The following is a 22,634-nucleotide window of genomic DNA, read 5'->3' as shown; positions in this document are numbered from 1 at the left end:
GCCTTCAAAGCGAGATAAGTACGTAAAATGGCGTGACGGGTTACGCCTGTCCGCCGTTGTCGGAAGCCAACCGCGCGTGGCAGGCGTCGATTTCTGCCTGACTACTGCCTTTGAGTTGAAATCCCTGTTCAAGAAGCTCATGCAAAAAAGCAATGTCCTCTTCGCTGGATGTGCCGCGCTGCTCAATCTGCTGGATGCGCTCAAAAAAACGACTGAGCAATTCTTTCAATTGCGCACTGGCAGCCACATCGGCGGCGCGGTGATGGCGTGTGGCTGTCAGGGCGTTAGTGAGCAGCGTGATGCGTTGGCGGCGCACGGCTTCCGGATCGGTCTTCACCGCCATGTTATCCCCCAGCACCAATGCTAGTTGCGCACGATCATGACGATTGTCAAATGCGTAAACTGGTGCTGGATAGCGATTCTCCAGCAGCAGGTTTTTCAGCACACTTTGCGGACCGATCTCTATCGCGATCGGTGACAAGTGTCCTGTCAGGTAGGTGAGAGAGCGCTGCCACTGCACTGGCTGAGAGAGCTGTTGTTCTAGCCACTGGACTGGCGTGACCGTATCGGGATAGGGTTGAGCGTTGACATTGGAGATCACTGGGCAGCACGGACGTCGCCATTCGCAGCGATCCAGCGCCTTGCGCAATTGCTGTCCGCAAGGTTTCAATAGTGGGCTGTGGTAAGGAACACCACCAATCAGCGGCACTACTTCGACTTGGCGATCATGATCCAGCAGGTATTGCTCGGCGGCGATAATGGCCGAGTTTTGTCCGGATAACATAAACTGTTGCGGCGAATTGAAGCAGGCAATACCGACCTGCTGTCGGGTTTCACGCTCCGCCACCTCGCACGCCGCTGCCACCAGTGCCTGATTCCCTTGCTTGATGATAGTGGTACTCGCGTCCATTTCGCGGGCGATCTCACTGGCTAAACGGCTACGCATCGCCACCAGCGCCAGTGCTTGGGAAAAGCTCAGCGCACCACTACAGGTCAGCGCAGCATATTCGCCCAAACTATGACCCAACATATAACGTAGGTTGACATGGACACCGGTTTGCGCCAAAAACTGCTGCCACGCGACAAAGTGGGCCACGCTGGTGGTATAGATAGCCAGCGCCATTGCCGTCGGCTCAGCAAGTTGTACCAAAGTACCCGACAGGCACAGCGCTGCCATGTCCCGTTCCGTGATCTGGCTAGCTTCATCAAACAGAGTACGCACCTGCGGATAACGCTCATACAGCCACCGTGCCATGCCTACATATTGCGAACCGGAGCCAGGGAACATCAGTGCGACATCCTTCGTCATGCTTCACTCCCCATCATGTAATTCATCGCAATTTGGATTTCATGAATTTGCGATGTCCCTTCGATGATTTCCATGATTTTGGCGTCGCGGTAGTAACGTTCGACGGCATAATCGGCATGGCAACCATTCGCACCGAGCAGTTGCACCGCCTTCCCGGCCACGTCCACCGCAGCTTTGGAAGCGACATACTTCGCCATCAGGATTTGGTTTATCATGGCCGGGTGCAGCGTTTCGCGGTATTCCGCCGCGCTGAAGCACATTAGTTGCGCACTGCGCGTTTGGGTCAGCATTGTGGCAAACAAGTGCTGAACAATGCCATGAGAAAATAACCGCCGCTTGAACTGTTTACGCTGGCGGATGTAGCGCGCTGCCACATCCACAGCGGCCCGACATAATCCTAGGCTGCCACAAGCGGTGGTGAACCGCCCTTCATTGAGCGCAAAATTCACCGCCAGCGGTACCCCAGGGGTGAGCGGACCGAGCAATGCATCCTCCTTCAGGCGGCAGTCATTAAAATGCAGCTCTGCCAACATATTGCCGCGTAACCCCAACATGTCGTTGAGTGGAGTGATAGTAAAGCCGTCGGTATTGCGATCGATAAGCACTGTCGCTAATTGATTACCACAGTGGATTAAAACAATAAAAAAATCAGCAATCTGCCCTAGCGTGATCCATTTCTTTTTCCCGTTCAGCCGCCAACCGTCGCCATCCTGCTGTAATTCTGTTTCCACGTTCACTAAGTCACTGCCGATATTCGGCTCTGTGAGGGCAATCGCGCCGATCAATTCCCCCGTTGCCAGCTTTGGCAAATAATGGGCTTTTTGCGCTGCGCTGCCCACGCGTTGCAGCAGCGTGCTGACCATGCCAGTCACTGTTATGAGATTTTCTAACGAACCGTGAACCCCAGCCATCACTTCATGCAAAGCGCACAGTTGATAAGAATCGTAACCTCGTCCGCCATATTTTTGGGGGATTGACGCACCTAAGTACCCGGCCTGCGCCACGCAAGAAATAATGTCTGGCACAATAAACTGCTGACGTTCAATATTCTGTGCAGCCAGGGCGAGATGTTGTTTGGCAAACAGGACTGCCTCTTGCTGAGCCAGCTCATAATTTTCAGTGCACATAGTTTACTCCAGGCCTGTTTGTCGCTGAATGAGCTCCACTATTTTATTGACGGTAGCAATCTGTTCTGTTTTCAACTCACTCACTTCCAGCTCAACCTGAAAATTTTTTTCTATAAACAGTATGATTTGCACAGTAAATAACGAATGGACAAGCCCGAGAGAAAAAATATCGTCATCATCGTTCAACGTATGCCCACGTAATGAGCGTGAAAGAAATTCCCGAATGGCGGCTTTCATATCTTGCTTTTTCATATTCATATCCCTATCTGGTTAACCCAGAATCACTGCTCGGCGTACGTCTGTTGATAGCGATAAAACCCCTGCCCTGATTTCACGCCCAAATACCCTGCATCGACCATTTTCTTTAATAAAAAGCTGGGGCGATACTTATCATCATTAAAACTTTCATATAGCACCTGCAACGATTGCAAAATCGTATCCAAGCCAATCAAATCGGCAGTTTGTAGTGGCCCCATCTTGTGCCCGAAGCAGGTTTTAAACAACGTATCGATATCCTCAGCACGGGCGATCTGCTCCTGCACCATAAATATGGCTTCGTTAACAAAAATCATCATGGCACGATTAGTGACAAAGCCCGGAGAATCATTGACCACGATGCCGGTTTTATTCAACTGAGCAAATAAGTGGTGAAATATGTTCAGTGTACGCTCTGCAGTATGTACACCACGGATTAATTCGACGGTGTGCATCAGCGGTACCGGGTTCATAAAATGGACGCCGACTACATTCTCCGGATGTCGCATTAATTTTGACAACGCAGTGATAGATATGGCGGACGTATTAACACCAAACACTGTCGACGCGCCGCAGATCGTATTCATCCGTGTGTATAGTGCATTTTTTTTCTCTATATCCTCAGTAATATTCTCAATCACCAAATCACATTCTACAATGTCGTCCAACTCAGTTGTGAAACGGATATTTTCCATTATCTCCGCTGTGCTATGCGTCTTTTTTTTATGCTGCGGGTGAAAATTATATAAGCGTAAGTTCGCTTCGATCATCTGTCGGCATTTATCCAACTGAGATTGAGAAATATCCACAACGTTAGTTGATATGCCGTATTGCGCCATGTTATGAGCGACGCCAGTTCCCATTACTCCTGCACCTATTACCGCCACGTTCATCATTGAGCTCCTTTACTGACAGGCTATTTCGAGGTTGTCTTCGCCCCCCAGTTGCGCCGCGATATGCGCGTAGATATTGCGCGGATTGGGGTTTTCCATCAGGGTCAAAAGATCGATATGTACGTTGAAATCGCGTTCTAAACGGGAGGTCAATTGCGTCACCAGCAGCGAATGCCCGCCTAATTCAAAAAAGTCGTCGTCCACCCCGACCGGCGATATTTCCAGCAACAGTTCCATCAGACCTGTGATATACTGCATACCCCGCGAGTGTGCGGCTACGAAAGGTACGCTTAACACGGGACGTGCCTGATAAGGGTGGTGCGTTTCGGGTCCTGCTTCGGGTTGGGTCTCCACACTACCCATTACCCGTCCAGGCAATGGGTAGTGGTTGTGTGCGAAGGGATATGCTGATGCGCTCCCGCGTTGCGGCAGCGGAGTGCCGTACCACACGGCCCAATCCACATTGATACCTGCACACCACAGTTGCGCCACGTAGCGCAATACATCAACGTCTTCTCTTATTTCCGGCGGCAGCCTAACCCAGTTGATACTGTGAACGCCCTCCCCCAGTTCTCGGGTATCTGCCAACAGCGCTTCACTCCAAAACCCTCTGTCGTTACGCTGTGCATCGGTGATGGGATTTCCTTGCCAAGCCAGCACGTAGCCGGGGATAGGTTCATGGCGCTCAGGAAGCCAGAGATGAAGCGCCTTTTGCTCCATTTCCCACAGCAAATGCAACACGTCTTGCGTCGCAATCATGCCACTGGCTGCAGCGGCAGGCAAAAGGCCTGTTCCAGCACCCGACAGCAGTGTTAATGTCGGTAGCAGGTTCATCCAGGTTTTTAGCGCGGCGATAGTCTGGCAGCCTCTGATTAGCAGGCTGCTGTTCGCTTGTGCCGCCCACGTTTCAGCGTGGCAATAAGCGGGTGGAATATTCATGCCGTCGAGTAATGCCGTCAGAGCAGTCGCTTCGCGTTGATAATGTGCCGAATGCGCCAGCCACTGTGCGTAAGTACAATCGTTCGTAGTACGTAGATCTGGACAGTGTAGGCCCCAAGGAGCGTCGGGCATTAGGTTATCCAGCGATGCCAGCATCGCTTGCGTACCATCGTTTTCCACTTGTATCACTCGGCGGCAATCAAACACGGGGCGCGCCACTTGTTGTGTGTAGGCTAGCGTTGACGCATCAAGGGTAGCCAGCAACGGGGTAAGCTGTTGCGTCAGCTCATCCAACTGCTCGAAAGACGGCGCGGAGAGAGGGATAAACACCGGTGCTCGCACTTGGTCATGGTCATCGCGCACCGCAGGATTCAGCCCTTCCAAAATCATATGCACATTAGTACCGCCAATGCCAAAAGAACTGACGCCAGCGCGGGGCGGCATCCGCGATGCGGGCCACTCCTGCGGCTGTATCGGGATATAAAACGGTGAATGCGCCAGATCCAGCTTCGAGTTAGGCATTTGATAGTTGGCGAGCGGCGGAATGGTCCGGTGATGAAGTACCAGCGCCGTCTTGATTAACCCAGCCACGCCCGCCGCCGCGTGGGTGTGGCCAATATTCGCCTTTACAGCCCCTAGTGCACAGTATTGGCGGTGTGAAGTATCGAACGCCTCCGTCAACGCAGCGAACTCGATAGGATCGCCAATACGGGTGCCGGTACCGTGGGTTTCAACGTAGCCGATGCTTTCTGGGCTTACTTCTGCCAGATGACAGGCCGCACAAATGACCGCCTTCTGTCCCTCATGACCAGGCGCGACAAAACCGATTTTTTGTTTACCGTCATTGTTGACCGCGCTACCCCGGATCACCGCATAGATGCGATCGCCCGCTGCCAGAGCATCTTCCAAACGCCGAAGCACAACCACACCCGCGCCATCGCCAAACAGGGTGCCAGAAGCCTGACTGTCAAAAGGACGGCAGTGGCCATCGGTGGAGTGGATCATGCCCTGTTGACAGAAGTAGCCTGACTTCTGCGGTAAATCGATAGTAATTCCACCCGCCAACGCCAGATCACATTCGCCAAACAACAAGCTGCGGCAAGCGATATGCGTTGCACTCAGAGAAGTCGAACAACTGGTGTAGAGACTATACACCGGACCGTTGAGATTGAGACTGTAGGCAATGAGATGTGCGAGCAGATCCTTATGACCATAGATGCCAGACTCAAAACGATTCAGCGCATCGCCGCCAATCTGTGACAGCGAACGCCGTAGCCAATCCACATCTTCTGACGCCCCCACGAATACCCCGGTGATCAGATCGCTGGTACGTTGGGCATAGCCTGCATCTTCCAGCGCATGGTAGGCAACTTCATGTAATACGCGGGATTTCGGATCCAGAGTCTGCGCCTCTTTGTGACTGTAACCGAAAAATGCAGCATCAAAGTCGCATATGCCCTCGATATAGGGCTTGGCCCGTACATAGGCCGGGTTGTCCAGAGTACTCTGTTCGACGCCTTCGGCCAGCAACTCCTCCTCGCTAAAGAAGGTGACGCACTCTTTACCCTGAACGATGTTATGCCAGAATTCGTGTAACGTCCGGGACTGCGGGAAACGGACCGCCATACCAATAATGGCGATTTCCATGCCGTTCATTTCGCTTGCGTATTCCATAAACTTCATTACCTTTCTTCAGGGCGAGGAGGCGCCCGGATTAATGCAAAGACGTGTGACTGCGCGCAGTATTTTTCGCAATTTGCAAAGCACGTTTTGCTATCTGATTCGCGCGCGTATTCGTCTGTACTGCAGGCTGTGGTGATGGCGCATTTGACTCGCCCTCCGGGGGCTGGCAAAACGTCGCCAGCTGGCGCACGGTGGCGTGGTTGTACAGCGACACCACGCTCACTTGCGGATAGTGACGCGCCATTTGCCCACTCAGTTGCACCATATCGAGTGAGGTTGCCCCTAATTCGGCATAGTTGTCGTCAATGCCTACTCTATCCAGACCCAGATACTCTTCCAGGATTTGGCAGAGCACGCGTTCCACTTCACGTGTCGCGGGGCTGTAAGGCACGCCAATTTCCGGACGGGGCCGCTTTTTCACTGTCTGCTGAGTAATCGTATCGTTAGCGGCAGACGGTACACCGCGATCCACCCGGTTGCCCCGCGCTAATCTATCGATCGCCCGAGGTGAGAGCAGCAGTTGCGCCCACGGACTGCGAGTGTTCAGTATCGGCCACAATTGGCGCATCACCTCGGCATTGCTCATGCTGAGCGCATAGCCGCCGAGGCGCCTTTCTGCTATCATGGCGTTCAGCCGGTCCATGCCTGCCGCAGTGCGATGCGTTACCACCACCTTGCCAATATGCTGCGGCGTGGTCAGGGTGGCGAAGGCGCGTGCAACCTCGGGCAATGGTACGGATTTGCATGGAAGGAGCGGTAGCGTGTTATCATCTATCCAAGCGACAATCTGTTGCAGGTAGCGACTAAACGCACCATGCGCCGCGTGAAAATTAATCGGAATAAAGGTGCCGCCTTGGGCGAAGAAACGCATCGGTAGCGCTTTGTCTTCCACAATGTCCTTGCTGCCCAGCTCAAGAAAACGGCCCAGCGGTGCCAGCAGCGCGAGGCTAGCGTCAAGCAGACGGCCTGTGAGGGAGTTAAGGATCACATCCATCCCCTGTCCGTCCGATGCGGTCAGCAGAGTGGCAGCGAACTGTTCGTCGTGTGAATCAGCTACGGCATGTACGCCTAGCGAAAGCAAGTAATCGCGTTTCTGCTCGCTACCTGCTGTGGCGAAAATCTGTGCTCCGCAGCGTTTGGCAATATGTAGCGCAGCCAAGCCAACGCCCCCCGCCGCACTGTGGATCAATACTCGTTCTCCGGGTTGCAAATTAGCGCGCACCACCAGTGCGTAATAGGCGGTGAGGTATGCGATAGGCAGCGCAGCCGCCTGTTCGATGCGACAATGGGCTGGTTTTCTCACTACGCAATCGCTTTCTACCCGTGCGTACTGGACAAAACCACCGTTTAGCACCGCCATAACATCCTCTCCCGGGGCAAATTCAGTGACATTTTTACCCACGCGAGTAATGCGTCCGGCGCACTCCAGTCCCAATTGCAGCGGAGCCTCACCCGGCTGCTGCCGGAGCAATCCCGTGGTGAACAGCACATCCTTAAAGTTCAGTCCGGTGGCCAGTACCTCAATCTCTACTTGTGAATCCCCCAGCGCTAAGCGCGGCGTAGGGCACAACGCTAGCTTTCCTGCCCCCTCCCCCTCAGCGGCCAGCCGCAGTTGGTAGTTATCGGCACTGGGCACGCGCAGTCGCGTGTCGTCATCGACATCTTGTATGTGGAGCTGTACCTTGCGCTTCACCATTGCCGCACAGCGGGCAACCATCTCGCCTGCCATGTCGTAGAGCGTGAAAGCGTAGCTGTCACCCTCCTCATCGTGCCGATTGACAGTCAGCGCCACATGTAAGGTGTTCGGCAACGGGCGGTACAGGCGTAAATCCTGATAAAGGAAAGGTACCGAATCAGTATGAAAACCAGGCAGTTGTTCGACAACACTGCTGGCGATGTCCAACAGCGCAGGGTGCAGTGCGATCGTATCATTAGCGGCAACGGTGGGCAGGGCCAGCGTTGCGAAAACCTGAGTCTGGGCGGTATTGCCATACAGTTGTTGTACGCTGTGCCAGCGCGGCCCATAGTGGAAGTGCGTGCTCGATAATTCCTTTGTTGGAGGAGTGATAGTGTGCATCTCGCGCATCAGCCCCGTGAGATCGCACACAACATTATCGTCTACCATCAGACGCGTCGCCCTGCCTCTGGCATGGGTTGTTAACGTGCCACTAAAGCGCTCCGTCATTGATTTCACCTCGACACTAACTCCTTGCCCGTTAGGTGAAATGTCAACAAAAACGTCAACACTGCAGTTGTCCATCACAGTCAACGGTGCCAAAAAGACCAATTCATCAATGCAGATTTGGTCTTGCACAAAGTAATGGCGCAGAGCTTCATACGCCAGCGCCAGATAGCCGGTTCCCGGCAGCGTGGCGATACCGGATATCCGGTGCTCATCCAGCAGCCAATCGGACTCGGGGGATAATCGCGCGTAGTAGCTGGTGTCAGCCCCTTGTTGTTTATAAGCCTGTAGCAACGTTCCCGTCATCAATGGGCGCAGTCCACGCAAGACATCGTAATCACTGCCGTTTATAGCATCCAACAACATGCCCTGCTCACGCAATGCATCCAACCCGATACTGAGCGCATTCACCTTGTAGCGGGTACGCAGTTGCTGTGCCAGTGCATCCAAATAGGCGCTGGCGGTAGCATAGCCTGTCTGGCCAATCTCCGCATTCACGGCAGCCAACGAGTTACAGAACAGCAGTAGCAGACGCTCATCCAGCAGATTCCGTTGCGCTAACGCATGCAGCACATTAGCAGTACCCCGTTCTTTCACCGTTAGCGTGTCGCGTAGCGCAGATTCGCTCAATTGATGCAGTGTCAATGTGGTGGTAGCGTCGGCAGCAAAAATCACGCCATCCAACCGTCCATAGCGTTCGAGCAGAGTTGCCAGACAAGCTCTAACCGCCTCCGCCTGCGTCACGTCGCAGTGGATAACGTCTAATGCGTCCTGCTGCACCGCTTCATGGTGATAACCTGTGCGGCTGCTCAGTACCACACGGACTCCCTCACGCTGAGCAAGCGCTTCGCCGATCATGCGGCCAATCCCCTTTTCACCGCCGATAATCCACAGTACGTTGCCCGGTATACACCCTGTTTGAGGGGGTAAGTGCGCCAACAGCCGTGTCGGGATAAAGCGTCGCAGGTAAAGCATCCCCTGCCTGAGCGCCATTACCGTTTCTTGTTTCGGGGCCAGACGCTGGGTTAGCAAGTTCAGATTCTCATCACTGCTCTGCGCATCGATATCGATCAATCGTACTTCGGTCGGGTGCAGCTCTTGGGCAAACACGTTTACTGCGCCCGACAACGCTGCCAGCGTCGGTTCGGGATTATCCTCTTCCTGTACGCGAAACGCACCATGGGTCAATACTGTTAAGGACGCCAGCGGCGTGGTGCTGTGCATACACCAGCGAGCAACACGATAAAGTCCCGAGAGCGACTGTGTCAACGATGATCCTGCCTCCGCACCGGGAGCATACAAGCAATGTAACTGTCGGTAGGTTTTGTGTGCTAAAAGTGCGCAGATGTCGTGGAAATGCGTCAGAATACGGTCATTATCCCACACGTCGTCCTCTGACGATATCGGCAGCGGCATTGTGATGCTGTCGACACCACTACTCATCAGCGTCTGCTGTAACTTGTCGCCGTCAGCACTAATAATGATGATCAATTCGCCCGGCGCATAGAACGCCTCCCGCAAGGATGTGTCGTGCATCCGCCACAGCACACGCTGGAGCCACTCATCTTGCGGACGGCGCAGAGGATTTGGATACTGGCGATAACCGGAAAGTGCAGCACCATAGCGATAGTAATAAGTCTGTTCGAAGGGGTAATCCGGCAATGGAATGTGCTTGCCGAGTGCCGTCTGGTTAAAGCGTCTCCAATCAATATTCTCCCCCCTGACCCACAGCGCCGCCAGCGTACGATGCAACATGTGCTCATCATCGATCGCCGCGTTGGCTTTGCGTAGCGTCAACAGGGTCGGCTGATCGCTGTATTGGTTATGTCCTTGAATAAAGGTAGAGAGCGTATTACCCGGCCCACATTCGATAAACAGCGTGGGTTGTACCAACAGTTGCGCCGCACCTTCGCTAAACAGCACCGCGTTGCGCACTTGCTGCACCCAGTAATCCGGCGAGGTAGCTTGCTCCTCAGTAATCCATGTACCGCTTACATTAGATATAAAGCGCTTGTGCGGCGCGTGCATCGGGATTTGCCCCAGCAACTGTGCAAAATCGTGCAGCATCGGCGTCATCATGGCCGAGTGGAATGCGTGAGAGGTTTTCAGGCGCCTGTGCTGTATCCCGCCCTCGACTAAGCGTGTGCTCAAACGGGAAATGGCCGCCTGCTCGCCCGCGACTACGCAAAAATGCGCGCTATTATTAGCTGCCAGTTCAATACCCCGTTCTGCAGCTAGCCATGGGGTCAACTGTTCGCGACTAAGGTAGACCGCCATCATGCTACCGGGACGCATGGACTGCATCAAACGTCCGCGCGCCTCAATGACGTGCAGCGCATCCTCAAGAGTAAATACGCCAGCAATACAGGCCGCAACATACTCGCCCAGACTGTGCCCGATCATACTGTCCGGCGTAATCCCCAGATCAATCAAGGTGCGCGCTAGGCTGTATTCGACACAGAACAACGCCGGTTGTGTGAACTGCGTTTGATCAATATCCCGCGTATCCTCATCGTCAAACAACAACGCCTTGAGATCGACCGTCGAATAGCGTTGGAATGCAGCAAAGCAGCGATCCATGTGCTGGCGAAACATGGGTTGATGAGCATAGAGCGCGCTGGCCATGCCGTGATATTGGCTACCTTGACCAGGAAACATGAAGCAGATCTCCGCTGTCGTGCGCTGACCATTGAAGATTTCCGCTTGCAATATCGTGGCACAGGAGAGATCGATTTTCGACCCACGACTCACCAAATAAGCCCGCCGATGGTCAAAGGCTGTGCGTCCAGTTTGCAATGTATAAGCCACATCCGGCAGGCGCACCCCTACTCCATGCTTGACATATTCCAGTGTGGAGGCCACGCGCAACTCTAACGCAGCGGGTGTTTTAGCGGAGAACAACAACAGATAGCTGTCGCGTACCCCCGTCGCTGAAGGGTCGTCCTCATGTTGATGTGCTTCTAGTGCGATGCTGGCATTGGTGCCGCCGATGCCGAAGGAGCTCACCAGTGCACGACGAGGACGCGTCGACGGCCACGGTTGGACTTGCTGGTTAACGTACAATGCAGAACGCGATAGATCTATAGCAGGATTGAGTTGGCGAAAGTGCGCTGTTGGTGGCAACACTTGATGATGCAGGGCGAGCGTTGTTTTGATGACGCCCGCCACTCCCGCAGCGGAGTTGAGGTGGCCAATATTACTTTTCAGCGCTGAAACCACACAAAACGGAACAGGTGTTGGGCCAAACACCTCATTAAGCGCACGTAACTCAATAGGATCACCCAGCACCGTACCGGTGCCGTGCGCTTCCACCAATCCGATACTGTCGCTATCAAAACCGGCACGGCGCAAACTGGTGCGGATTACCGTTGATTGCCCGATCACACTCGGCGCGGTATAGCCGATTTTGTTATTGCCATCATTATTGACCGCCGAACCTTTGATCACACCATAGATGCAGTCCCGATCCGCCAGCGCGTCGTCCAGACGTTTTAGCAGCAGCATTCCTAAGCCATCACCGGTGACTGTGCCAGAGGCTTGGCTATCGAAAGGACGACAGACACCATCTCGCGCATTGATCATGCCTTCATGATATTCATAGCCCCGGTACGCAGGCATCTCGATAGAAACGCCGCCCGCCAATGCCGCATCGCAATCCCGGTTACGTAGTGCGATGCAGGCCTGGTGGATAGCCACTGCCGAAGTGGAGCAGGCGGTGTCAAGCGTCACGGCAGGGCCGGTGAGGTTAAGCGCATGGGCAATCAATGCTGTGACGGAATGGATATTCAGGATACTGGCCTTGTACAGGGCGGTAGAGTCGGTAGTGTCTTGCATTACCGCATTAAGCCAGTGGGGGGATGTCAGCAGTCCGGCATAAATGCCAATCGCACCAGTAAAGGTGGCAGGATCGCACCCAGCGTGTTCCAGAGTTTGCCAGCAGCACTGATGCAATAAGCGAATTTGCGGATCCATACATTCCGCCTCGTTGGGAGTATAACCAAAGAAATCCGCATCAAACCATTCGTGATCATCAACAATCCCTTTGGTTTTTATATAATTCGCTTGTTTAAGCGTGTCAGGTGTCACACCATGCGCGCGCAACTCTTCATCACTGAACAGTGTTAATCCCGATTCCCCTCCTACAACCAGCGTCCACAACGCTGCAATATTCGCCGCACCGGGGAAACGTCCCGCCATACCGACAATCGCCACCGGCATGTCGCTGTAGACAACAGCACGCGTTGGAATTGCATCCTCCGGCGATACGGCAGTATCGAGAAAATGTGCTAACGCCGTGAGCGTTGGGTACTTAAAGAGATCGGTAATATCAATCTCCAAGCCAAGTTGCCGCTTAATATCCCCTTTAACCCTGATGGTATCCAATGAGGTGCCACCGAGGGCGAAAAAGGAGGCATTGCTATCAATGTCTTGTCTATCAAGTACGCGTTGCCAGATAGCATGCAGCGCATGTTCCATGTCACTATGCACCTCTGATATCGTGGTGGACACGGCGTTGCACTGAGTTGCGGGCAGGAGATACCGCAACTGCGCCAAGTCGGCCTTGCCACTATGGCTTTTTGCAATCTCCGTCACCACCACCAAGGATTCCGGAATAGCGAATGGCGGCAATCTGTCAGCCAATTGCCCTCGAACTTCCACCTCATCATAGCTATCATTGACGCAGACCACTGCCGCAATATGCAGCGTTTCACGTACGCGGTAAGGAACCACTACCGCCTCGATAATGCCGGAGCACTCCAGCAGGCGCTGCTCGATCTCTCCGGTTTCAATTCGTTGTCCATTGATCTTAATTTGACCGTCTTTACGCCCAAAACAGTCAACACAGCCATCATCCAGCAACCGGGCATAATCGCCAGTTTTGTACATCATACCGCCGGGAATAAAAGGATCAGGGACAAAAACCGTCGCACTTAGCGCCGGGTTGTTCTGATAGCCGATGGCGACCCCCACTCCACCCGCCACTAGTTCACCGGTGGCACCGATAGGCAACAAATGCCCATGGAGATCGGTAATGTAGAGCGAGGTGCCCGGTACCGCGTATCCTATCGGGACTCGGGCGGGTTGCAACCCGTTGAAACGATATGCGGTGGTAAAAATAGTGTTTTCCGTCGGCCCATAACCGTTTGTCACCACCAGATGCGGGTATTTTTGCATCACGTCGTTGACATGCCACGCAGATACTGCTTCGCCGCCCACCGTAATGTGTTGTAACATACCGAAGAAATCGGCACCTTCTGCCACATAGGAGTTAAACAAGGATGAGGTAAACCAGGCGCGCGCCACCTGTTCATCAGCGATCGTGCGGCGAATGTGATTGATATCAAGTAATGCCTGTTTGCTGAGTAATACTAGTTTGCCGTGGTTGAGCAAGGTAGACCACATCTCAAACACCGAAACATCAAACTCAAATGGGCAGGTCAGCAGCGTTGTCTCACCGCTCTCCACCTTCAGCGGGCTGTCGCCTTGTATCAGGCGCAATAAACCGCGGTGCGCCACCGCGATACCTTTTGGCTTACCCGTCGACCCCGATGAATAAATCACATAAGCGCGAGAATCTGGTGTGATAACCGGAAATACCACCGAGGGCGCGACGGGAAATGCACAGAGGTCACTCTGCGCAACGTTTAATGCATCTAGCGGTTTGCCATGTACCAGCAACAGCGCCAAGCCGCTGTCATCAATAATTTCCTGCATCCTACCCACTGGGTAGTCGGGGCTGATGGGCACATAAGCAGCCCCGATCAACATGATGGCGATGATGGCAACCACGGTGTTTACCCGGCGTTCGCTAATTATGCCTACAGTATCGCCAACCATAACACGCTGCTGTACCAAATAAGCCGCGAGCTGCTCAGCTTGTGCTGCCAACTCCGAATAGGTCAACGCGCACAATTCATCAACCACTGCGACCTGTGCTGGCGAAGTCGCAGCAACTTGATGAAATTGTTCGATGACGTTGGATTGACTATCCCAATCCCGGCATGCCATGCGTTCCAGATAGGGTTGAAGTACCTGCGCCTGCTGGCATGGGGACAAGTTTACCAACGCAGCAATGGGGCGCTGCGGATTGTCCACCAGTTGTTCAAGCAGATAACTCAGGTGCATCAGCAACGCTTGCGCCATGTTGTTGGTCAGGTAGTTAAGGGCATATGCAATACTGAAACGGAATCCCTTCTGTTGAGTGATGGTCAAGGTCAGCGGATAGTGCGTTTGTTCATGTACACTGAGATGGCGAATTGCCACGGGCGACGCGCATGACAATAATGTCATATCAACGGGATAATTCTCCAACACCACTAAGGTATTAAAAAGATCCCCAGCATGACCTTCTTTATGTACCAACCGTTGTATGCTGGCTAAGGCATCATGTTCATTGCTGTAGTGAGCTATTAGTGTTTGGTGCATACGTTGTAAGTGTTGCAACAGTGTCGCCCCATCATCACGCAGACGCAGCGGCAACGTGTTAATAAATAGCCCTAGTGTTTCTTCTATACCATCAATTGGTATATTTCGCCCTGATATTGTCGCGCCGAATAACACATCGTCAGCATAGCACCAACGTTGTAGCAGGATGCCCCAGGCCACATAGAAGATTACTGCGGGGGTGATACGATAATCGCTGCATAGCGTCTGTATTTTCTGACACACATCCGGAGACAAATTGATCTCCACATGATTTGTTTGATTAACGTAAGAATTGTTCTCGGCTTCAGTATCTGTGTGATATTGTGACAGCGGCACGATACAAGTTGGTGTTCCCTCCCGAAGATATGCAGCCCAATAGTCGTGCTGAAAGGTGTGACGTCGGGCCGACAGTGTGTCTACAAGGGGTTTCAGAGATGAGGGGATAATGGCGCTATCATCCCTCACACCACTGACCACAGCCGCTCCATAGAGTTGGAGCAACTGTTTAATGAAAAGGGATAAGCTCCAGCCATCCATCACAATATGATGGTATGATAGTATAAAAGCACTTTCTTTCGTTGACTGAATAAGGTAGGCCCGGACTGGGATCGTTTTCAAGGAAAATGGGTATTTTAAATCAGCCTGTAGCAGTTGAGGAATTATAGCATCAATACCGTCATCCTGCGGGACAGGAATGATAATGTCATCATTAGCTAGTAGAAAACGTATTTCCTCTTGCTCACAGTCTAACACATATATATCCGGCAACACATCGGTCTTCACCACCTGACAAGGGCGCTCATCAATCTCCCAGTTATAATCAGTGCGAAAACACTCATGCTTTCGAAATAACGTTTCCAGCGCCCACTTGAAGTGGGCGCTATCTACATGCTGAGAAAAAATGCATGTAAAATGCTCATGGTAGTTACTCCTTTTCTTATCCTTTAAGGAATGGAATAAAAACCCCTGTTGACTTGGTGTTAGCGGTAACTGCTTACGCGTGTCCATCTTATTACATGGAAAATCTACAGAGGTATTATCCATAACCATCACCTTATTATCGGATTTATAGATTATTTAACATGATTATTCTAAATGGCACACCTATCCGCAAGTATAGTTTTTTATTGCGTATTCATATAATCATATTGCATTTTATCACTTACAGGAATACCCCCAAAAAATCCTTATATTCTGATTACATGTTTTTCTTCAATGAATTAGATTCTGTCTGTAAGCAAAAACATGTAAGTCATGCAGTACATACATGATGTAGCGGGTATGAATTGATACAGCCACCACATAGAAAATAATGCGTAATTCCCATTTACATAAAAACCGTTGTATCGTAAATTCCTCTTAAATACTGCCAAAACAACAGATACACAGATACACAGATACACAGATACACAGATACACAGATACCATTCAGGATGGGGGGAAACATGGATAAGTTCAAAGAAAAAAACCCGTTATCTCTGCGTGAAAGACAAGTATTGCGCATGCTGGCACAAGGTGATGAGTACTCTCAAATATCACATAATCTTAACATATCAATAAACACAGTAAAGTTTCATGTGAAAAACATCAAACATAAAATACAAGCTCGGAATACGAATCACGCTATACACATTGCTAACAGGAATGAGATTATCTAAATGAGGATTGATATATTAATTGGACATACTAGTTTTTTTCATCAAACCAGTAGAGATAACTTCCTTCACTATCTCAATGAGGAAGAAATAAAACGCTATGATCAGTTTCATTTTGTGAGTGATAAAGAACTCTATATTTTAAGCCGTATCCTGCTCAAAACAGCACTAAAAAGATATCAACCTGATGTCTCATTACAATCATGGCAATTTAGTACGTGCAAATATGGCAAACCATTTATAGTTTTTCCTCAGTTGGCAAAAAAGATTTTTTTTAACCTTTCCCATACTATAGATACAGTAGCCGTTGCTATTAGTTCTCACTGCGAGCTTGGTGTCGATATTGAACAAATAAGAGATTTAGACAACTCTTATCTGAATATCAGTCAGCATTTTTTTACTCCACAGGAAGCTACTAACATAGTTTCACTTCCTCGTTATGAAGGTCAATTACTTTTTTGGAAAATGTGGACGCTCAAAGAAGCTTACATCAAATATCGAGGTAAAGGCCTATCTTTAGGACTGGATTGTATTGAATTTCATTTAACAAATAAAAAACTAACTTCAAAATATAGAGGTTCACCTGTTTATTTCTCTCAATGGAAAATATGTAACTCATTTCTCGCATTAGCCTCTCCACTCATCACCCCTAAAATAACTATTGAGCTATTTCCTATGCAGTCCCAACTTTATCACCACGACTATCAGCTAATTCATTCGTCAAATGGGCAGAATTGAATCGCCACGGATAATCTAGACACTTCTGAGCCGTCGATAATATTGATTTTCATATTCCGTCGGTGGTGTAAGTATCCCGCATAATCGTGCCATTCACATTTAGAGATCATCCGGCATAATCAATCTGCCAACGAAGGAGAGCGCTATGCGTAAAGCCCGTTTTACTGAGCATCAGATCATCGCCGTGATTAAGTCGGTTGAAGCCGGACGAACTGTTAAAGATGTCTGTCGCGAGGCCGGAATCTCTGAAGCCACCTATTACAACTGGAAGTCCAAATACGGCGGCATGGAGGCTTCTGATATTAAGAAAATCAAGGATCTTGAGGACGAGAACCGCCGTCTAAAACAAATGTTTGCCGACCTGAGTCTGGAGAACCGGGCGCTGAAAGACGTTATCGAAAAAAAGCTTTAAAACCAGCCTTTAAGCGTGAGCTGGTTACTCATCTGATAACGACGTTCGAACTCAGTATCCGTCAGGCCTGCCGGAGTCTGAACCTGAGCTGGTCTGTCGATTTTATGCATGATGCCCTGGTCTGTGGCCGTCGTTTTCGCATGTTCAATGTCGTTGATGATTTTAACCGTGAGGCATTGTCGATTGAAATCGATCTGAATCTGCCAGCTCAGCGAGTGGTCCGTGTACTCGACAGGATCGCGGCAAACCGTGGCTATCCGGCCATGCTTCGTCTGGATAACGGCCCGGAATTTATCTCCCTGGCACTGGCTGAATGGGCAGAGAAACATGCAATAAAACTGGAGTTTATCCAGCCGGGTAAGCCGACGCAGAACGCTTTCATTGAGCGCTTTAACCGGACATACCGAACAGAAATACTCGATTTTTATCTGTTCAGAACGCTGAATGAAGTACGGGAAATCACTGAAAAATGGTTATCAAAATATAACTGTGAACGCCCGCATGAATCGCTGAATAATATGACACCGGAGGAATACCGACAGCGCCATTATTTGGCCGGGATCTCAAAAAGTGTATGGAACTAAAATGGGTCTATTTACACTGCTGCTACGATAATGCCTGCGTGGAAAGCTTCTTTCATTCACTGAAAGTGGAATGTCTCCATGGAGAACACTTTATCAGCCGGGAAATAATGCGGGCAACGGTGTTTAATTATATCGAATGTGATTACAGTCGCTGGCGACGGCACAGTTGGTGTGGCGGTCTCACTCCGGAACAATTTGAAAACCAGAACCTCGCTTAGAGCAGTGTCCATATTACGAGGGTAGGATCAGTCGTTTCTTTCGCGGTAACTTTATATGATCGCTGTGTACCAGCATCGAGAGAAGAAATTCAGGATGTATTCAACACTGAGTTCACAAGCTCTGTAGCTATTAAGTCAGTATTATTTACGTTTACGATACATGTTATTATCGCAGGATCTTTATCTTGGTAGTGATACTGCGAGTGGATACACCCCCACTCAGTATCTTCTATAACTATGGCTTTTGGTTCTTCAGGCATCATACCTTCCATAACACGTTCTTGATGGATACGTAACTTGTAGTACTTCTCTGGAGATGAAGAAATTTCAACGAGTACAGATTGTAGATGTACGAAGCCTAGAAATTTAAAACACTCGGATTTTGTAGAGGATTTTAATGATAAAGTCCAGATAACAAACACGTTATTGGAACCATCACCATAATTTTTAGTGTCAATCTTATCTACCAGCTCCTCGTTGATTAACATAGACTGATTTAGCAACTTCCGCTTCACGCCCTGAGCGGACTGTTATCGCTCTTTAGACACAGTTCCACTAGGGGAGAGGATCAGCGCTTCCCACGTAGGGACACTATAGTAACTATCACCACATGCAGTAGGGAAGCTCAAACCAAATTTATGTAGCCAGCTCCTATTGGTGGTCATTCTGGTGGTCTTGACAGGAAGATAACTCTGGTTTAGCTTACTTATTAGCCACTTACTGGCAAAGGCGATCCCAGTCAGAGGAGCCAAATTTAAGAAGCCTGCTTTCGAGCAGGCTTTTTGCTTTTTTGCGTCGCTGACTTTAACTCAGCATCGCATCCAGCCTGGCAAGCACCTCGTTGACAACGACGTCAGGTATGCGTTCCAGACGCTTGCCGTTCCCTACCGCCTCCCTACGCCCCGCGTGTCCTCCGTGAATGCACCCCAGCTCAGCCTGAAATAGCGCCTGCCAGTAGGATGAATTCACTACCGTTTGCGGGTGAGATAGCGTGGATTATCCACTCTGTCTAACGTTATACCCGGAGGCACCATGAACCTCAGACAACAGCAACAGCAGGCGTTCGATCGCAGCGGAGAACCTCTTATCGTCGGCAACGTCAGCCACTGCCCGCTGCCGCCCGAGACCCTCGCCGCACTGGGCCCCGATTCCCCCTATGTGGTGCAGGTATACGGCTCAGGCCTGACCGGCGAGGTTTATCGTCTGCGCATCGCCGGCAAGGAGTACAATTTAAAGAAACGTCGCGCCGTCGCCGGCGTTGCCAACCTCAACGGCCAGCTGTCGTTTTTAAATGAGGTACAGCGTCGGCAGGCATTGCAACAGCTGAAGGATGACCCGGTCACCGCGCCGCGCTTCACCCACATCGTCCCAACGCTGTATGCCGATTATCGCCTCGGCATCCTGCTCTCCCCCTGGATCGATGGCGAGCCGATACACCAGTTGACCCCGCCGCTGATCGCCCAGCTATTTACTACTCTGGAAGCCTGCGATGAACAGGGGCTGATGGAGTGGGATCTCTGTAGCGGGAATCTGCTGGTGGACCGGCAGGAGCAGTTATGGCTGTTCGATTTTGGCTATATGTATCCCTTCGACCCGCTGAGAGAATTCAACAGCAATGGTCTGGCCGACCCGCTGTTCCACTTTGTCGAACGTTTTGAGACTCGCTTCTTTTTTAGCTGGCTGATGACCCGGATCCCTGACGCCGAACAGCAGCTGGCGCAATATCGCGAGATGAAGCGGCTGGCGGTCGAAAGCTACCGCCGGAAGCTCGTCTGGCTTCGCGCCCGGCGCGCTGACCCGCTGGTGCTGGCTCACTTTCAGCAGTTGACGGCGCGCTGGGAGTCGGCGCTGGCGGACCCTGCCGCGCTGAGCCGGCTGTTTGCCGTAGAGGCCTTTCGCTCACATGTGCTGGATATTGAAGACGACCTGCATGGTCAGTCCTGTACCTTACTCACCCTGCAACGCATTGACTGGGTGATAAACCAGCTGGAACAGCATTATCGCTTTATCGCCGACGAAGGCGGCCTGTTTTACGATAACGAAGGGAAATCGCAGCAGGCGCTGCTCAGCAGCTATGCGCAGAAGCGGCAGCAGGCGCAGCAGTATCTGTTGAATGCCACCGCCGCAAAGGATTAACGGCGCTCGCGTCCCTGCTTCTGCTTCGCCTGGTACATCAGGCGGTCAGCGGTGGCCACCAGCGCGTTGAGACTGGGATGGCTGGCGGGATCATATTCGACGCAGCCCCAGGAGAACGCCAGCTGCCAGGGATTGGCCGCCTGCTGGTTGAAACGCGCCACGTTGTGGCTGAGCGTCTCCATCGCCGTCGCGGCATCGTGGCGGCTGGTATTGGCGAACAGAATGATAAATTCGTCCCCACCCTGCCTCGCGAGGATATCGGACTCGCGGAAGGCCGCTTTCATCAAGTCGGCGATGGCGATCAGCGCGCGATCGCCCTCTTCATGCCCCCAGGTATCATTGATGTGCTTGAAGCGATCGAGGTCGACAAACGCCAGACTCACCGGCTCATGGCGGCGCTGGGCCGTCAGCAGGGCATACTCTGCCAGGGTGAGGAATCCCCGGCGATTAAACAGTCCCGTCAGCTCATCCGAGGTTGCCGCATCCAGCACCTTGAACTCATCCTCCACGATCGCCGCCAGATCGCTTAAGATCTGCATTTCATGGGCGGAAAACGATCGCGGCTGGTGATCCATCAGGCAGAACGACCCGACGGTCGCGCCATCCGGCAGTTGCACCGGATACCCGGCGTAAAAGCGGATAAACGGCGCCTCAATGACCAGCGGGTTATCGTGAAAGCGCTCGTCCTGCTGCATGTCGTTGACGATAAGCGGGTCGGTTTGCAGAATGGTATGGGCGCAAAATGAAATATCTCTCGGCACCGTGTCCACATCGAGACCGGCACAGGACTTGATATGCAGGAGATCTTCCCCCACCAGACTGATGGACGCCACCGGCAGGTTATACAGCGAACGGGCAAGCCTGGTCAGGCGATCGAAGCGTTCTTCTTTTCCGCTATTCAACAGCCCGGAAGAGCGTAGCGATTGCAGGCGACGCTGCTCGTCGGGATGAAGTCCGGCTAATTTCATTGTCTCTCACTTGTCTCTTGCGCAGAATTCCGCCGGGTTTCCGCAGAGAAACCCGGCGTTTTATCCTGCGAGGGGAAAATAGTCGTCAGGTACCCCATGAGTTAAGCAGATTTCCTCTGCACGTCAACCGGCGCGCCCCAGGCGACTGGCGCCCAGGGCGCTGGCGGAATGCCATTAACGGCACTCTGCCCGGCAAAGAGGGCAGATCAGGCGCGGATAAACGCCAGCAGATCGGCGTTGATGGTATCGGCGTGGGAGGTGTGCATCCCGTGCGGGAAGCCAGGATAAATTTTCAGCTGGCTGTTCGGCAGCAGCTTGTCCTGCAGGATGGCCGCATTTTTATAGGGCACCACCTGGTCGTCATCTCCCTGCATCACCAGCACCGGCAAGGTGATCGACTTAAGGTCTTCCGTCTGGTCGGTCTCTGAAAACGCCTTAATGCCTTCATAATGGGCTTTGGCGCTGCCGATCATCCCCTGTCGCCACCAGTTCTGGATCGTCCCCTGGGATATCTCTGCTCCATCACGATTGAAGCCATAGAACGGGCCAGAGGCGACGTCGAGATAGAACTGGGCGCGGTTCGCCGCCAGCGCTTTGCGGAAACCGTCAAACACCTCGATCGGCGTCCCGCCCGGATTCTGCTCGGTTTTCACCATTAGCGGCGGGACGGCGCTAATTAACACCGCCTTCGCCACCCGCCCCTGCGGCTGACCATAGCGGGCGACGTAGCGTGCGACCTGGCCGCCGCCGGTGGAGTGCCCGACGTGGACCGCATTGTGCAGATCCAGATGCTCCACCACCGCCGAGACGTCCGCCGCGTAATGGTCCATATCGTGCCCCTCGCTAACCTGATCGGAGCGGCCATGACCCCGACGATCGATAGCGATGACCCGGAACCCTTCGGCAAGGAAAAATAACATCTGGTTATCCCAGTCGTCAGCGCTTAACGGCCAGCCGTGATGAAAAACAATCGGCTGAGCTTCCTTTGGACCCCAGTCTTTAAAGTAAATATTGACGCCGTCTTGGGTGGTGACAAATGCCATATTACAGACTCCTCTTTCAGGATAACCAGCCTGCAGGCCCGTGCCTGGGCTGAACGCCGACGGCGG

The 22,634-nt window shown here is 52.1% G+C and carries 11 protein-coding genes and 3 pseudogenes; 5 read left to right on the top strand and 9 right to left on the bottom strand.

Annotated features, from left to right (window positions below; translation table 11 throughout):
* Positions 1-40 precede the first annotated feature (40 nt).
* From clbG to clbB, 6 genes are read right to left on the bottom strand one after another with little or no spacing between them, the layout of a single operon-like run.
* Positions 41-1,309, bottom strand: coding sequence for a colibactin biosynthesis acyltransferase ClbG (gene clbG, locus LPQ25_RS08690; protein ID WP_000159201.1), 1,269 nt, complete (start codon positions 1,307-1,309; stop codon positions 41-43).
* Entirely contained in the window at positions 1,306-2,436 is a 1,131-nt protein-coding gene (gene clbF, locus LPQ25_RS08685; RefSeq protein WP_000337350.1) for a colibactin biosynthesis dehydrogenase ClbF, read from the bottom strand. Before clbF ends, clbG begins: the two co-directional genes overlap by 4 nt.
* A gap of 3 nt (positions 2,437-2,439) precedes the next feature.
* Entirely contained in the window at positions 2,440-2,688 is a 249-nt protein-coding gene (gene clbE, locus LPQ25_RS08680; protein ID WP_001297917.1) for a colibactin biosynthesis aminomalonyl-acyl carrier protein ClbE, read from the bottom strand.
* Between the two features lie 29 nt (positions 2,689-2,717).
* Positions 2,718-3,587, bottom strand: a complete 870-nt coding sequence (gene clbD / locus LPQ25_RS08675) for a colibactin biosynthesis dehydrogenase ClbD (protein WP_000982270.1) — start codon at positions 3,585-3,587, stop codon at positions 2,718-2,720.
* Between the two features lie 9 nt (positions 3,588-3,596).
* The gene (gene clbC / locus LPQ25_RS08670) at positions 3,597-6,197 is read right to left on the bottom strand and encodes a colibactin polyketide synthase ClbC (protein WP_001297908.1); all 2,601 of its coding nucleotides are present in this window, start codon (positions 6,195-6,197) and stop codon (positions 3,597-3,599) included.
* 40 nt (positions 6,198-6,237) lie between these two features.
* Positions 6,238-15,858 (bottom strand): colibactin hybrid non-ribosomal peptide synthetase/type I polyketide synthase ClbB, encoded by a 9,621-nt coding sequence (gene clbB / locus LPQ25_RS08665; protein WP_234599509.1) that lies wholly within the window; start codon positions 15,856-15,858, stop codon positions 6,238-6,240.
* 401 nt (positions 15,859-16,259) lie between these two features.
* Here clbB and clbR point away from each other — a divergent pair, with 401 nt between their 5' ends.
* The 4 genes and pseudogenes from clbR to LPQ25_RS08645 form a co-directional block, all read left to right on the top strand.
* Complete coding sequence (gene clbR / locus LPQ25_RS08660) at positions 16,260-16,472, top strand: colibactin biosynthesis LuxR family transcriptional regulator ClbR (protein WP_000357141.1); 213 nt, start codon at positions 16,260-16,262, stop codon at positions 16,470-16,472.
* The gene (clbA, locus tag LPQ25_RS08655; RefSeq protein WP_001217110.1) at positions 16,473-17,207 is read left to right on the top strand and encodes a colibactin biosynthesis phosphopantetheinyl transferase ClbA; all 735 of its coding nucleotides are present in this window, start codon (positions 16,473-16,475) and stop codon (positions 17,205-17,207) included.
* Between the two features lie 145 nt (positions 17,208-17,352).
* Positions 17,353-18,203, top strand: a pseudogene (locus tag LPQ25_RS08650) (IS3 family transposase).
* A 17-nt stretch (positions 18,204-18,220) separates the two neighbouring features.
* Positions 18,221-18,421 (top strand): annotated as a pseudogene (locus tag LPQ25_RS08645) (IS3 family transposase); the annotation flags it as partial.
* A gap of 804 nt (positions 18,422-19,225) precedes the next feature.
* Here the strand turns inward: LPQ25_RS08645 and LPQ25_RS08640 are convergent.
* A pseudogene (locus LPQ25_RS08640) lies at positions 19,226-19,312 on the bottom strand (type II toxin-antitoxin system PemK/MazF family toxin); the annotation flags it as partial.
* Between the two features lie 141 nt (positions 19,313-19,453).
* Here LPQ25_RS08640 and LPQ25_RS08635 point away from each other — a divergent pair.
* Entirely contained in the window at positions 19,454-20,557 is a 1,104-nt protein-coding gene (locus tag LPQ25_RS08635) for an AarF/UbiB family protein (protein WP_014907254.1), read from the top strand.
* On the opposite strand, the gene LPQ25_RS08630 is transcribed toward LPQ25_RS08635, so the two are convergent.
* A complete protein-coding gene (locus LPQ25_RS08630; protein WP_002911798.1) occupies positions 20,554-21,525 on the bottom strand; it encodes a sensor domain-containing diguanylate cyclase in 972 nt (323 codons plus the stop codon). The genes LPQ25_RS08635 and LPQ25_RS08630 overlap by 4 nt on opposite strands.
* 206 nt (positions 21,526-21,731) lie before the next feature.
* The gene (locus LPQ25_RS08625; RefSeq protein WP_004180471.1) at positions 21,732-22,568 is read right to left on the bottom strand and encodes an alpha/beta fold hydrolase; all 837 of its coding nucleotides are present in this window, start codon (positions 22,566-22,568) and stop codon (positions 21,732-21,734) included.
* Positions 22,569-22,634: the final 66 nt, after the last annotated feature.

The organism is Klebsiella sp. KPN54798 (assembly GCF_021184225.1).
GTDB lineage: Bacteria > Pseudomonadota > Gammaproteobacteria > Enterobacterales > Enterobacteriaceae > Klebsiella > Klebsiella pneumoniae.
The sequence above is the reverse complement of the archived record's forward strand: the minus strand, read 5'-3'. Positions and strand labels throughout refer to the sequence as shown.

What these genes read in the sequence shown, in the direction of transcription:
- clbG (WP_000159201.1), bottom strand. Translation starts at nt 1,309, where the DNA reads ATGACGAAGGATGTCGCACTGATGTTCCCTGGCTCCGGTTCGCAATAT.
- clbF (WP_000337350.1), bottom strand. Translation starts at nt 2,436, where the DNA reads ATGTGCACTGAAAATTATGAGCTGGCTCAGCAAGAGGCAGTCCTGTTT.
- clbE (WP_001297917.1), bottom strand. Translation starts at nt 2,688, where the DNA reads ATGAAAAAGCAAGATATGAAAGCCGCCATTCGGGAATTTCTTTCACGC.
- clbD (WP_000982270.1), bottom strand. Translation starts at nt 3,587, where the DNA reads ATGATGAACGTGGCGGTAATAGGTGCAGGAGTAATGGGAACTGGCGTC.
- clbC (WP_001297908.1), bottom strand. Translation starts at nt 6,197, where the DNA reads ATGGAATACGCAAGCGAAATGAACGGCATGGAAATCGCCATTATTGGT.
- clbB (WP_234599509.1), bottom strand. Translation starts at nt 15,858, where the DNA reads ATGGATAATACCTCTGTAGATTTTCCATGTAATAAGATGGACACGCGT.
- clbR (WP_000357141.1), top strand. Translation starts at nt 16,260, where the DNA reads ATGGATAAGTTCAAAGAAAAAAACCCGTTATCTCTGCGTGAAAGACAA.
- clbA (WP_001217110.1), top strand. Translation starts at nt 16,473, where the DNA reads ATGAGGATTGATATATTAATTGGACATACTAGTTTTTTTCATCAAACC.
- LPQ25_RS08635 (WP_014907254.1), top strand. Translation starts at nt 19,454, where the DNA reads ATGAACCTCAGACAACAGCAACAGCAGGCGTTCGATCGCAGCGGAGAA.
- LPQ25_RS08630 (WP_002911798.1), bottom strand. Translation starts at nt 21,525, where the DNA reads ATGAAATTAGCCGGACTTCATCCCGACGAGCAGCGTCGCCTGCAATCG.
- LPQ25_RS08625 (WP_004180471.1), bottom strand. Translation starts at nt 22,568, where the DNA reads ATGGCATTTGTCACCACCCAAGACGGCGTCAATATTTACTTTAAAGAC.